This is a genomic window from Paenibacillus sp. FSL R5-0766, assembly GCF_037971845.1.
Taxonomy (GTDB): domain Bacteria; phylum Bacillota; class Bacilli; order Paenibacillales; family Paenibacillaceae; genus Paenibacillus.
The window spans coordinates 2,558,238-2,571,055 of record NZ_CP150227.1; the positions used below are offsets into that span (position 1 = coordinate 2,558,238).

The following is a 12,818-nucleotide window of genomic DNA, read 5'->3' on the forward strand; positions in this document are numbered from 1 at the left end:
GTAGCTGTGTAGATCGGTTTTTGTTTTGCCGTCGAGTACATCATTTTGATTGGTTACTTAAAGAGCTTTCTGTTTTACTCTGTTATGCATTGCCTCCGGCAAAGGAGGTTGAGGTTGGAATGATCTCACCCGACGGATTCCCGCTGGTTGCACCCGCTGCTTGCGCACCTTGCTGAAGCTGATACATCTTATAATAGCGGCCTTTAAGCTCCATCAGTTCATCATGTGCACCTTGCTCAACGATACGCCCGCGATGCAGAACCAGAATCTGATCTGCTGAACGAATGGTGGAGAGACGGTGAGCAATGATGAAGGTGGTACGTCCTTTTTTGAGGACTTCGAGTGCGTTCTGAATCAATGCTTCCGTTTCCGTATCAATATTGGCTGTCGCTTCATCCAAAATGAGGATGGCCGGATCAAACGCCAGTGCACGAGCAAAGGAGATCAACTGACGCTGTCCAGCAGACAATGTGCTTCCTTTTTCGATGACAGGTTCGTCAAAGCCTTGAGGCAAATGAGCCAGTATACGTTCAGCGCCTACATCACGCAGCGCCTGTTCAATTCGTTCACGGGAGATCTTCTCATCGCCGAGACTGACGTTGGAAGCAATGGTGCCTGTGAACAGATACGGGTCCTGCAATACAATCCCCATATGTTCGCGAATCCACTGTTTAGGCAGATCTTTGACATTCTGACCGTCAATCGTGATCTTGCCTTTTTGCGGGTCATAGAACCGGAATAGCAGGTTGATAATTGAGCTTTTACCCGAACCGGTATGACCGACCAGAGCGACCGTCTGACCTTGGGATGCTTTGAATGAGATATTGTGAAGCACGTAATCTTTTTTATAGGCAAAGGATACATCATCGAAGACAACATTCCCTTTGTATCTTGGCATGGAACCATCGGTTACAGCTTCTCCCTTTTCATCCATCAGCTCAAAGACGCGACCAGCAGATACGAGGGAGGAGTCCAGGTTGGCGAGTTGATTCACCATACCGGTGATTGGCTGGAACAAGCGACCCAGAACATCAACGAAGGCATACAGAACACCTAATGAGATAATACTTGTGCCATCCAGCACACTGGAACCGAAGTACCACAGGACAACCGCAAAGGCGATATTCCGTAATACGTTAACCAGATTGTGTGAGGTGAAGGCATTTAGGTTCAGCATTTTGTTCTGGTGTTTCATATAGTCATCATTCAGATCTTCGAATTCCTGTTTGGTTTGTTTCTGATGGCGGAATACGCGGATAATGGACATTCCCTGAATGGACTCGTTAATGATTGCATTGATTTCACTCAGTCGGGATCGAATGATCGTGTTGTAGCGAGTGGCGAATTTGCGATAGAGCACAATCCATGTAATGAGCATCGGCACCACGAATAATGAGATTAGACCCAGGCGAACATCAAGCAGGAAGAGTGCGACATACACACCTGTAATTGTGATGATTCCTGAGAAAAAGTTCGAAAGAACAGCAACGAACAGATCCTTGACGGCTTCTGTGTCGTTTGTGACCCGAGATACAACTTTACCTGCCGGCAGGTTATCAAAAAAGTGCACCGGCAGTCGCTGAATATGGGCATACACATCGTTACGCAGTCTTTGAATGACCTTGTTGGCCGAGGATTGCAGCCAGAAAGTTTTACCAAACTCCATAATGACCGAGATCACGAGGAAGATCATGTAATACACAATTAATTGATAAATGCTGGGCATCTCCGGTTTGTAAAAAGCAAACAGTTCACCCGCGGACAGGGGTACTGCCGCATATTGGCCTGTCACTTCACCTGCGCGTGTAACTGTGAGGGTTCCATCCGCATATGTGCGGTCCCCATCAGGTGCATTGACCGGTTCGTTTACAAAATAAAAACTTCTGCCGGCTTGTAATACCCGCACTTCGGAACCTTTGTTTTCATCCGGTTCGAACAAGCCTTCGCGTTTGTAGTTCTTGCCGTTGTAGACTGCGGCTTCATCTGAAGCTGTCGTCTCATAGAAAGGCTGCTCAATCGCGAGCAAGTGATTGTCGATCATGGATTTGGCGATGAACGGCCCGGCAAGCTCGGCCGCAACACCAATGGTAAGCATAATTAATGCAGCGATAAATGTTCCTTTGGCTTTCAAGGCGTAATCAAGCAGCCTTTTGCCTGTATTAGACTTCAATGAATTGACCTCCTACGTGGACAGATTGGACTCGACCTGTTGCCGTTCATACTGTTCACGGTACCAGCCGTTCATGGCTAACAATTCCTGGTGAGTGCCTTCTTCCGTAATTTTCCCGTGCTCCAGTACGATGATTCGGTCAGCATGTTCAATAGCAGACAGGCGATGAGTCGAGATCAGCGTGGTTTTGCCCGAGCGTTTGTTGCGTATATTTTCAATAATTTTGGCTTCAGTACGTGCATCGACAGCAGATAAGGCATCATCGAGGATCAGGATATCAGGATTGGCAATAAAGGCACGCGCCAGCGATACCCGCTGTTTCTGTCCACCGGACAGAGAGATTCCTTTTTCACCAACGAGTGTATCCAGTCCATCGGACAAGGTTCCCAGATCCCCGTCAAAAGCGGCGGTACGAATGGCTTCCATGATGACTTCATCACTGGCCCCAGGTTGACCAAATTGAATGTTTTGACGAACTGATTTGGAGAACAGAACTTGTTCCTGTGGTACGTACCCAATCCAGCTGTGCAAGTCATCTTTGGCGATATCCTGAATTGGATGACCCGAGATGCTTAATGTGCCCGAACCGGAAGGGTATTCATGAAGCAGTTGTTTGAGCAAAGTAGACTTACCGCTACCCGTACGACCCACAACACCTAATGTTTGACCCCGTCGCAGCGAAAAGCTGATATGACTGAGATTGTCGACAGTGGAACTTGGGTAACGGAATGTAACATCCTGCATCGCAATTTCTTCCGGATTCGTAACGTGAGCAGGTTGCTCCACATCTTGTACGGCAGGTTCTACCGATAAAGTCTCGTTGACCCGATCAAGCGAAGCGCTACCACGTTGCATCAGGTTAATTAATTCGCCGATGGCAAACATGGGCCAGATCATCATCCCCAGGTACATGTTAAACGATACGAGATCCCCCAGGGTAATTTCATTATGGAATACAAGATATATGCCGTAGGCAAGTGCAATCACATAACTGAGTCCAACGAAGAGGCGGATGGTGGGTTCAAATAGGGCATCCATTCTGGCAACAGCCAGATTTTTGCGATACACATCCTCGGTCACGTCGGCGAACCGTTTCTCGTCCAGACGTTCCTGCACATAAGCACGCACGACACGAATCCCGGCGATGGATTCCAGCACCTGGTCGTTCATATCTCCGAATGCATCCTGTGCCAGGGTGTAACGTTGATGTACAGCTTTACCATAGATCATCATGGCAATGGCGATAAAAGGTAATGGCAGGATTGCCGCCAGGGTCAGTTTCCAACTGACCAGGAAACCCATCGCGAACAATACGGTGGCCAGAAAGGCTGTAGAGTCTGTTAAGGTCAGCATGCCGAAGCCTGCTGTAGTGGCAATGGAACGAAGATCATTGGTGGCCCGAGCCATCAGATCTCCTGTTCTGTTTTTCTCAAAAAAGGGAGGAGTCATCCGTAACAAGTGGTCCATAAAGCGTGAACGAAGCAGCCGTTCCACCAGATTGGCACCACCAAACAGTTTGTGCATCCAAACGTATGTAACCAGATAGATAATGATGACCGTTCCTAGAATAAGCAAAATATAACGCGTAAGTGAGGTGCCGGTAATGGAACCGCGCACAATCTCGTCGATGGCATTACCAAGAAGACGGGGAGGCAGCAGTTCGGCAATGCCCACCAGAATAAGCAAGATGACACCGGTTAGGTATCGTTTGCGTTCCAGCCGGAAGAACCAGGCCAGGTTTTTAAGTACAGAGAACAAGTGTTATCCCTTCCTTTCGATGTCCGAGAAATGCAGATTCCGTTCATGTATGCCGAAATGTACCCACAAAAAAAGACATACCGCACGCAGGCGGTATGTCTTCATATAATCATACTGCAGCATGGCTCAGAGAACAGAGCCGCCACCATATATAAGTTCGATTGTGAGTAAACATCACAGAGATTCTAATGAAAGATCGCCTGTCATGCCGACTTATGAACGGAATAATGATTTCGGGTGTGCTCCGGTATTTAGTTGTGTGCTGAATTGACCAATCATATGTTTGTTAAACACCGTAATCACCCTTTCTTTTTTTGGAAATAAATACAATGTAGACCTCGTATGTTTGCATCTTAACACCGGCTTTTACAATCTGTCAAACATTTTTCACAACTTATTTTGTCTTTATGTGGTCACTCGGGTTTGTATTCAAGTCCCTGTCGAGATATGATGGAACATATATATACAGAAGGAGCTGACACCAAATGAGTACCATACATGTATCCGATCAAGCTGCTCGCTGGTACAAGGAAGAACTGAATTTGAACGAGGGAGACAGCATCCGATTTTTTGCCCGTTATAGCTCTGGCGGAGGTCTTCACCCTGGATTTTCGCTAGGTATTGCTGTGGAGAAACCAAGACATCCTGCGGATCAAACCGAAGTGTCGGGAATTCAATTCTTTATGGAAGATCACGATTATTGGTATCTGAAAGGACACCAACTGCATGTGGATATCGTTGATGAAGGTCAGGATATCGAATATCGTTACACGGAAGTCTAAGCAATAGATGGATTACAGGCCGCCACCGGCTTCCGAGTAGGAGGAGGGGATAAGCAGTGAATCTGCCACCACGAGATTTGGCCCAGTATATCGCAAAACGCTCTCATATTGTTGTAAAAGCGGCGGTGCGGGCTGAGAACGAACAAGGTGAATTACTGCTGATTCAGCATGCTGAACATGGTCACTGGCGGTTGCCAGCAGGTGAGATGCGCCCGGGTGAGGCTATTGAAGATGCTGCACATCGGGAGTTATGGGAAGAGACAGGTTGGACTGCTGATACCATGACACTTGAAGGTCTCTATTCGGGGCCTGACCTTCGGTATCTGCATTCAAGCGGAGATGAAGAGTATTATGTCATTGCCTTGTTCCGGACAGTGATCATTCAGGATGACCTTGTGGAGTCGCGTGTAAATAGTGATGCAGGTCTGAAGTTTTTTGCGCTGGAGTCATTACCACCTCTTAATCAGATTAGCCGAATCCTGTTAGCGCGGGATTTTGCAGAATAAAATAAGTGTTGACGCAAAAAAAGACCTTGGCATGCACGATAAAGTGGATGCCAAGGTCTTTTTTTTTTTTAAATCCGATTCACGTGCTCAGAGCATGAATTACACCTGATCCAGCGGTTCATCATCCATCGCAAAATCAAAATCATCAATATCAAATACCTGTACAGGTGATTCGGACTCAATGATGCGTGCAATCAGTTCAACCTGATCGGTGAGAATCGGGATACTCAGGCGCTGAGATGTCAGCAGCAGTTCGGTCTCAATGGGATCGAAATACTCCCCGTACTGTGCCGTATCTATTGCATTGATAATGGCAATGGATACTTGGTCACCAAATAAAATGGAGGGGCTTTTGGCCCATGGAACAAGTAACGCACGCTCTATTTTTTTCTTATTCAGCGGTTCCTCGAAATAAGAAATCATTTCATTGATTTTGGATTTCACATGCTGATCATCTGCCGGGTTATCCATCATGGGATCAGGACTGGTCTGGAATTCATATAGCTCAAGGATGGTGGTATAAGGAACAATATATTCAACAGGCGCGGGCGGCGCTAACAATTGACCGTAAATGGCCACCATCACGGCTTCTGTAATAAACTGACGTGACATGGTTCCTGAATCCTCCTGCGCCATTAATAGTTGCAAAGTGAATCTATACGTTTATGCAACAGCATAACCATAATAGTACGTGTTCAAATAGGACGGTTTTCAGTACCGAGAAGATGGGATGAAGCTAGAAATGGAGTAGCGGAGCGTAGGGAAAACTACGTGAGCAACGGACATTTCGGCTGAATTCCATATTCGATGCTGATGATGCCGATAGGCATCCTTCGTAATCAAAAGCGGACTTTTTGAACAACCTCTAATGTGGATTATTCTGCTGTAGACTCGTGTACATGATTTGCATGAATAGAAGTATATCACACAACGGTGGGAAATACAGCCAATCTGCATAGCATGTCAGGTCACAACCTTCACAACTTGAATCAGGATTTGCCCAGCAGCAATGATAAAATTCCCGCCGCAATCAATGGACCCACAGGTACACCCTTGAATAGGGCAACCCCAAGTACCGTTCCGATTAACAGCCCTGCAACGACAGTTGGCTGTGTACCCATCAACGTAGCGCCACGTCCTCCGAGATATGCCACCAGTAATCCTACGCCAATGGCGAGCAGTGATTTCCAGTGCAGGAAAGACTCACCGATCGTCTGTAGACTCATCTTGCCACTGGCAAGAGGTGCCATCACGCCAATGGTCAGAATGATAATGCCCAGTGTAAGTCCGTATTTTTCAAGCCATGGAAATGCCTGATTCAGGTTCAGGACTCGTAGCAACAACAGAAATACCATCGCTACGGTCACAGGTGTGTTGCTGCTGATAATCCCGAGAGCCGCAAATACGAGCAACAGCAGGGAAGTCATATCCATTGTTTTCATTTCCCTTCAGTCTGTCCACGTTGTTTGCTAACGATATGTTCCGCAATGTACCGTCCATGCCAGCGTCCGGATTCAATAAAGACTTCATTGGCATTACGACCCGAAGCGATGACTCCGCCTACATATACACCAGGTATGCTGCTTTCCATCGTTTGTGCATCATATAGAGGTTTATCCATATCATCAGACATCTCCACACCTACCGACGTGAGTAGTTGACGATCTGGACGGAAACCGGTCATTGCCAGTACGAAGTCATTATCCAGTTCCTGAGTGGAACCATCCGTGTGTATCAGACGAATCGAATCATCGAGTATTTCATTCACGCGTGATTCCAGGTGGAGTGTGATATGACCTTTTGTCACCATGCTCTCGAATAGCGGGCGTACCCATGGTTTAATATGCTGGGACAGACCACTGCCGCGATAAACCATATCAATATGTGCTCCGACCCGAACCAGTTCCATGGCCGCATCCACGGCTGAGTTGCTTCCGCCAATAATGGCGACACGTGTACGGGTATAAGGGTGGGCTTCCCGGAAGTAGTGGGTTACTTTATCTTTATCTTCTCCAGGGATGCCCAGATAGTTAGGATGGTCAAAATAACCGGTAGCTACAACTACATTGCGTCCAACATGTACGATGGCTTCCCCGCGGCGATTGAGCGTATGTACCTCAAACGTACCATCATCCTTGCGTTTAATTTCACGGGCTTCCTCATAGTTATGAACACGCAGACCAAAATGTTCGGCTACCCTGCGATAATAGGCAAGTGCTTCATAACGAAACGGTTTATCATTAGGTGTGCTGAACGGAACGTTTCCGATCTCAAGCAGCGGGGCTGTGCTGAAAAACTGCATATGGGTTGGATACAGATAAATAGATTGAACGATATTGTATTTCTCAACGATCACAGCGGACAGTCCCAGCCGCTCACATTCAATGGCAGCAGACAGACCGCATGGGCCTCCGCCGATAATAATGACATCTTCCATGTTCTTAATCCTCCTTATTTCAAGCAATATAATCCTACCGTAAATAACGAGCCAATGCCAGTTCAAGCGTGGAGTTTAATTAGACAAGCTTACTTGAAACCAAAGGAGTTGACGTGCAGAGAAGAAAAGACTAATATCAAATTAGATATATATCTAAATGAAAGCGAGATGAACGATGATGCAGCTGGAGAAAATTGTGGCTTATCATAAAGCGTTGGCTGACCCGACCCGGCTTCGCATGCTACTGTTGTTGGCACAGGGTGAACTGCACGGACAGGCACTTGCCGAGCGGCTGAATCTGTCACAGCCAACCGTGACACATCATGCATCCAAGCTGAGAGAGGCGGCGCTGATTAAGGAACGACGGGAGAAAAATACAGTGTATTTCACACTCAATCCTTCGTTTATCCGCGAGAATGCACAGGCTTCGGTTGATTTTATCTTTAATCGAGAGGAGATTTCGGATATGAGTGATGTGAACGAAACATTGAAAGCGTCGGTCATGAGAAATTTTTTCTCCAAAGATGGACGACTGCGTCAGATTCCGGCTCAATACAAGAAAAAACTGATTGTACTTGGTCATCTGGTCGAGCAGCTTGAATTTGGTCGGAAGTATACGGAAAAAGAAATCAATACATTTATAAAGCAATACCATGAAGACTTTGCCACGATTCGGCGGGAATTTATCATGCATCAGTTCATGTATCGGGAAGAGGATATCTATGAATTGAATCCGAAGGAAATGTGGACACGCTGGGATCAGGTCAAATAGAGTAGCTGGTGGTAAAAAAAGTTTGGGCTTGACAACTGTAAAGCTCAGTGTGTAACATAATGGATAATTCTACAAGGGAGGCGATTGTTTATGACAAATTTAAATGCAGTATACGTTAATTTGAATAAGAACAGCGTCTCCGGAACGGATCAAAGCATGTAATTTTGCGTTAGCTGGATAGCAGTATCCATTGTAACGTGAAGTATCACATGCTCAGATGAAGCCACGGGTGACGCACCCGTGGCTTTTTTGTTTGCCGATAAAGGGTGTTCCTGAATGGTTTATATCGGAGGGTTAAGTATTCTATCCGGTAGATCTACAAGAAGGGATCATCTTTGATTCGGCTAACTACTTATTGCCGCGGGTGTATTTCTGCTCGTGGTTTTTTGTTTTGATCTGAACCGGAGATGTTTGTTCACTCGGCTTGAACGAAGTAAACAACTTATTTTGGGAGGAATTTTTATTTTAGATAACCATATTGAGAAGTACGGCTGGTCTGCAAAGTGGCAGGAACTGTGGCAAGAGACAGGGATGGAAGAGCAGGAGAAAAAGCCAGCCAGAATTATCGCAGACCATGGACATCTGCAACGTTTGATTACAGAAGAGGGCGAATGCTGGGGAAGAATTGCGGGCCGAATGCGTCATGATAGTCTGGAGACCAGCTTGGTTCCAGCGGTTGGCGATTGGGTGGCCATTACAGGTCAGGCAGGTGAAGAAGCAATTATTCATAATCTGGTGCCACGTCGGAGCAGGGTATCGAGACAGGCGGCAGGTCCAGTGACCAAGGAACAATTAATCGCCGCAAACGTAGATACACTGTTAATCGTGGCTGCACTTAATCATGATTTCAATCTTAGACGACTCGAAAGGTACGTGATGATGGCTTGGAATGGTGGCGTGAGGCCAGTCATTGTCTTAAGCAAAAGTGATCTGTGCAACAATGTGGAAGAACAGATCCGAAGTGTAGAAGGGATTGCCCCAGGCGTTGAAGTGCTTGCGATATCTGCAGTGGAGGGTCAAGGGAAATCCTTACTGGAACGATATTTGCAGCCAGGGCTGACTGTTGCGCTCACAGGATCTTCTGGCAGTGGCAAGTCTACGCTGGTGAACTGGATGATGGGTGAGGATGTGCAGCTTACGCAATCCGTCCGCGAGGGAGACAGCCGTGGGAGACATACGACAACACACCGGGAGATGTTTGTACTTCCTCAGGGAGCCGTATTGATCGATACTCCAGGAATGCGTGAGCTTAATCTTTGGGATGAGGGCCATGACGGGCTGTCGCAGGCGTTTGGAGAAATTGAAGAACTTGCCGCCACGTGCAGATTTCTGGATTGCAGTCATACACGGGAAGCTGGATGTGCAGTGAAAGAGGCCATACAGGACGGTTCATTGGATGAAAAAAGGCTGAATAATTATCTGAAAATGCAGAAGGAATTGCAATATCAGCAGCGCAAGGAAGAAGTGGCATCCAGAAGGCGTACCGCTTCCAGCAAACCGGCCAATAGTCGCAAATCCAAGCACTCCCGTAGTGTGAAAGAGTGGGAGGAAGCCTGAAATCAGGCGGGCATCATCCGGTATCTTGCATAAGATAGGTCAGGAGGGATGTCATTATGCCAGATTACAGGATTATTGTAGATCTGTCTGACCACATGTTATATCTTCTGGATGGCAATCAGGTGATTAAGGGCTATCCCGTAGCCACCGGCAAGATGCTCACGCAGACTCCAAGCGGAGAGTTCACTATTATTAACAAACAATCGAATCCAGGTGGGCCATTTGGCGTGTTCTGGATGGGACTGTCTGCTCCCCACTATGGCATACACGGTACCAATGAGCCTTGGTCTATTGGCAAATCCGTCTCCCATGGTTGTATACGCATGTACAACTCGGATGTACTGGATCTGTCTTCCAAGGTATCTGTAGGCACAAGGGTAACGATCCGGCCGTAGGGCCGGATTTTACTTTATAAGAGGTAGTTCAGTGGATGAATTTGGAATTATAGAAAGATGAACATATAATATGGTAAAGCTACGGCAGTTACGAGAGAAAGTGAGTGATAGCTATGCTGATCAGGAGGGCGCGTGAAGGGGATGCGGAGGGAATAGCCCATGTACATACGGAGAGTTGGAAAACAACATATCGGGGAATTGTGCCCGACGATTTTTTGGATCATTTGACTATAGAATCAAGATTGTCCCATTGGGAGAAGACCATTCGTTCTGACGAAGAGGATCAGATCCTGGTGGTAGCTGAACAGGATCATGGGAACATTGTCGGATTTGCTTGTGGGGGTAAGGAGCGTGAAGGCAAATTACCTTATGATGGGGAGTTATACGCTATATATTTGCTGAAGGAAGTACAACAAAAAGGGATAGGTCAGCAACTGGCGACACATGTCGTTCATCATCTGCAGACCCATAATATGAAACGTTTGATCATATGGGCTTTGGAGCGTAATCCAGCTTGTCGCTTCTATGAAAAGATGGGAGGTACTCCAGTTCAGACACAGTCCCTCCGCATTGGTGGTCAAGATCTGATCGAAGTTGGCTACGGATGGGAAGACTTGAGCCTCTTTGGAGAGGAGAGCCTGCCCGACTGTTGAAAGACGTGCAGGTGGCGAGAGAATAGTGTGGGTTGTGTTGTTTCCTTAAGCTTTAAAAATGGAAGAGCTAATTCAGGTCTTCACGTTTGCGTAATTCTGAACAAGTTTAATGATGTATTACACCGTTGTGCAGGTGTGACATTTAATCTTGATCAGGAGGCGTATTCAGATGACTTTAATGGAAACCGAACATACAACATGGACGAAACAATATATTAATGGCCAATGGGTAGATGGCTCCGGCGAGAAAACAATGGAGAATATCAACCCTTATACGGGAGAAGTTATTGCCACATGGCGCTCTTCCAATAAGAAAGACATAGACAAGGCTTATGAGTCAGCTCAGAAAAATTCGATTGAATGGTCGAAGTCATTACCTGCTGCGAAAGAAGAGGTATTGCGTAAAGTTTCATCCCTGATGGCAGAGCGAAAAGAGGAGATCATTCAACTGTTAATCACGGAATCCGGCAGTACCCGAATCAAATCGGAGGCGGAGTTTGCAGCGGCTAAACGCATTGTGGACGAAGCAGCATCTTTTCCTTATCGTATGAAGGGTGAGATTATTCCGTCCAATACCCCTGGCAAAGAGAACCGTGTGGTTCGTGAACCGAAGGGAGTGATTGGTGTTATCGGGCCATGGAACTTCCCTTTGCATCTATGCCTGCGATCTGTAGCTCCAGCAATTGCTCTTGGTAATGGTGTGGTGATTAAACCAGCATCGGACACTCCGATTACGGCAGGTTGGCTCATTGCCGATTTGTTTGAACAGGCTGGTCTGCCTGAGGGCGTGCTGAATGTCGTTGCCGGAAGTGGCAGCGAGATCGGGGATTACTTTGTCGCTCATCCGGTTCCCAAAGTAATTTCATTTACGGGTTCCACAGAAGTTGGACAAGGAATCGGTAAACTGGCGGGTGAACATTTAAAAGAAACGGCATTGGAACTGGGCGGTAACAACGCCATGGTGGTTGTGCTGGAAGATGCGGACATTGAACGTGCTGCCGAAGCGGCGGTCTTTGGCAAGTTTCTGCATCAGGGACAGATCTGCATGGCTCTGAATCGTATCATTGTGCATGCCGATATTTACGATAAGTTCGTCGATTCATTTGTAGCCAAAACGAAGAATGTTCAGGCAGGTGATCCGGCGGATGCTAACACACTCGTGGGTCCTCTCATTCGGGAAAAAGAGGTAGAACGATTACAGGAGCTTGTGAACAAAACCAAAGCCGAAGGTGCACGGTTAATGCTCGGGGGGACCAGTAAAGGCAGCGTGCTGTCTCCTACTGTACTTGCCGATGTCAAACCTGAACAGGATATCGTGCAGCAGGAATTGTTTGGCCCAGTAGCAGTGATCATGAAGGCTCATGATGAACAGGAAGCTGTACGTTTGGCAAATGATACGCCTTATGGACTTAGTGGTTCCGTATTCACCAAAGATCTGAATCGAGGATATCAGGTTGCTCAGCGCATCGAATCTGGTATGGTGCATGTAAATGATCAGTCTGTGAACGATGAAGCGCATGTGATGTTTGGCGGTGAAAAAGCTTCAGGGATTGGACGTTTCGGTGGGGATTGGGCCATTGAGAAGTTTACACGTACTCGTTGGATCAGCATTCAGCACCAATATCGGGAATATCCGGGAGTGAAATAAGTCGAAAAAGGGTGAACTAGCAGGTTCATTTATAAATGATAAGAATGGGTTACAAAAAGATCGACAAATCATTTGAAAGTCCGTCTCCAGCTTGGTGGGACGGGCTTTTTGCACAATTTTACACCTTGGCAAAATACGGC

Annotated in this window: 12 protein-coding genes; 7 read left to right on the forward strand and 5 right to left on the reverse strand. The window is 46.8% G+C overall.

The features are described 5' to 3' along the window. Positions 1-82: 82 nt before the first annotated feature. Complete coding sequence (locus MKY66_RS11620) at positions 83-2,170, reverse strand: ABC transporter ATP-binding protein (RefSeq protein ID WP_076208848.1); 2,088 nt, start codon at positions 2,168-2,170, stop codon at positions 83-85. Positions 2,171-2,182: 12 nt separating this feature from the next. Next, the gene (locus tag MKY66_RS11625) at positions 2,183-3,928 is read right to left on the reverse strand and encodes an ABC transporter transmembrane domain-containing protein (RefSeq protein ID WP_076208847.1); all 1,746 of its coding nucleotides are present in this window, start codon (positions 3,926-3,928) and stop codon (positions 2,183-2,185) included. Between the two features lie 485 nt (positions 3,929-4,413). Between MKY66_RS11625 and MKY66_RS11630 the strand changes: the two genes are divergently transcribed. Next, positions 4,414-4,710: a HesB/YadR/YfhF family protein gene (locus MKY66_RS11630; RefSeq protein ID WP_036609218.1), complete on the forward strand. Its 297-nt coding sequence runs from the start codon at positions 4,414-4,416 to the stop codon at positions 4,708-4,710. A gap of 56 nt (positions 4,711-4,766) precedes the next feature. Beyond that, positions 4,767-5,216, forward strand: a complete 450-nt coding sequence (locus tag MKY66_RS11635) for an NUDIX domain-containing protein (RefSeq protein ID WP_076208846.1) — start codon at positions 4,767-4,769, stop codon at positions 5,214-5,216. A 99-nt stretch (positions 5,217-5,315) separates the two neighbouring features. Here the strand turns inward: MKY66_RS11635 and MKY66_RS11640 are convergent, their stop codons facing one another. The 3 genes from MKY66_RS11640 to MKY66_RS11650 form a co-directional block, all read right to left on the reverse strand. Continuing rightward, the gene (locus MKY66_RS11640) at positions 5,316-5,828 is read right to left on the reverse strand and encodes a hypothetical protein (RefSeq protein ID WP_036609214.1); all 513 of its coding nucleotides are present in this window, start codon (positions 5,826-5,828) and stop codon (positions 5,316-5,318) included. A 377-nt stretch (positions 5,829-6,205) separates the two neighbouring features. Further along, positions 6,206-6,649 carry a DUF441 domain-containing protein gene (locus tag MKY66_RS11645; RefSeq protein ID WP_036609212.1) on the reverse strand — a complete coding sequence of 148 codons (444 nt, stop codon included), beginning with the start codon at positions 6,647-6,649 and terminating at the stop codon, positions 6,206-6,208. Positions 6,650-6,654: 5 nt separating this feature from the next. Next, positions 6,655-7,653 carry a YpdA family putative bacillithiol disulfide reductase gene (locus tag MKY66_RS11650; RefSeq protein ID WP_076208845.1) on the reverse strand — a complete coding sequence of 333 codons (999 nt, stop codon included), beginning with the start codon at positions 7,651-7,653 and terminating at the stop codon, positions 6,655-6,657. Between the two features lie 178 nt (positions 7,654-7,831). On the opposite strand from MKY66_RS11650, the gene MKY66_RS11655 reads away from it, so the two are divergent. The 5 genes from MKY66_RS11655 (at position 7,832) to MKY66_RS11675 (ending at position 12,678) form a co-directional block, all read left to right on the forward strand. After that, positions 7,832-8,425: a metalloregulator ArsR/SmtB family transcription factor gene (locus MKY66_RS11655; protein ID WP_076209482.1), complete on the forward strand. Its 594-nt coding sequence runs from the start codon at positions 7,832-7,834 to the stop codon at positions 8,423-8,425. Between the two features lie 411 nt (positions 8,426-8,836). Beyond that, on the forward strand, positions 8,837-9,982 hold the full coding sequence (gene rsgA, locus MKY66_RS11660; protein ID WP_339807140.1) for a ribosome small subunit-dependent GTPase A: 1,146 nt from the start codon (positions 8,837-8,839) through the stop codon (positions 9,980-9,982). 56 nt (positions 9,983-10,038) lie between these two features. Beyond that, positions 10,039-10,377, forward strand: coding sequence for a L,D-transpeptidase (locus MKY66_RS11665; protein ID WP_076208844.1), 339 nt, complete (start codon positions 10,039-10,041; stop codon positions 10,375-10,377). A gap of 113 nt (positions 10,378-10,490) precedes the next feature. After that, entirely contained in the window at positions 10,491-11,030 is a 540-nt protein-coding gene (locus MKY66_RS11670) for a GNAT family N-acetyltransferase (protein WP_076208843.1), read from the forward strand. 169 nt (positions 11,031-11,199) lie between these two features. Beyond that, positions 11,200-12,678: an aldehyde dehydrogenase family protein gene (locus MKY66_RS11675; RefSeq protein WP_076208842.1), complete on the forward strand. Its 1,479-nt coding sequence runs from the start codon at positions 11,200-11,202 to the stop codon at positions 12,676-12,678. Positions 12,679-12,818 lie beyond the last annotated feature (140 nt).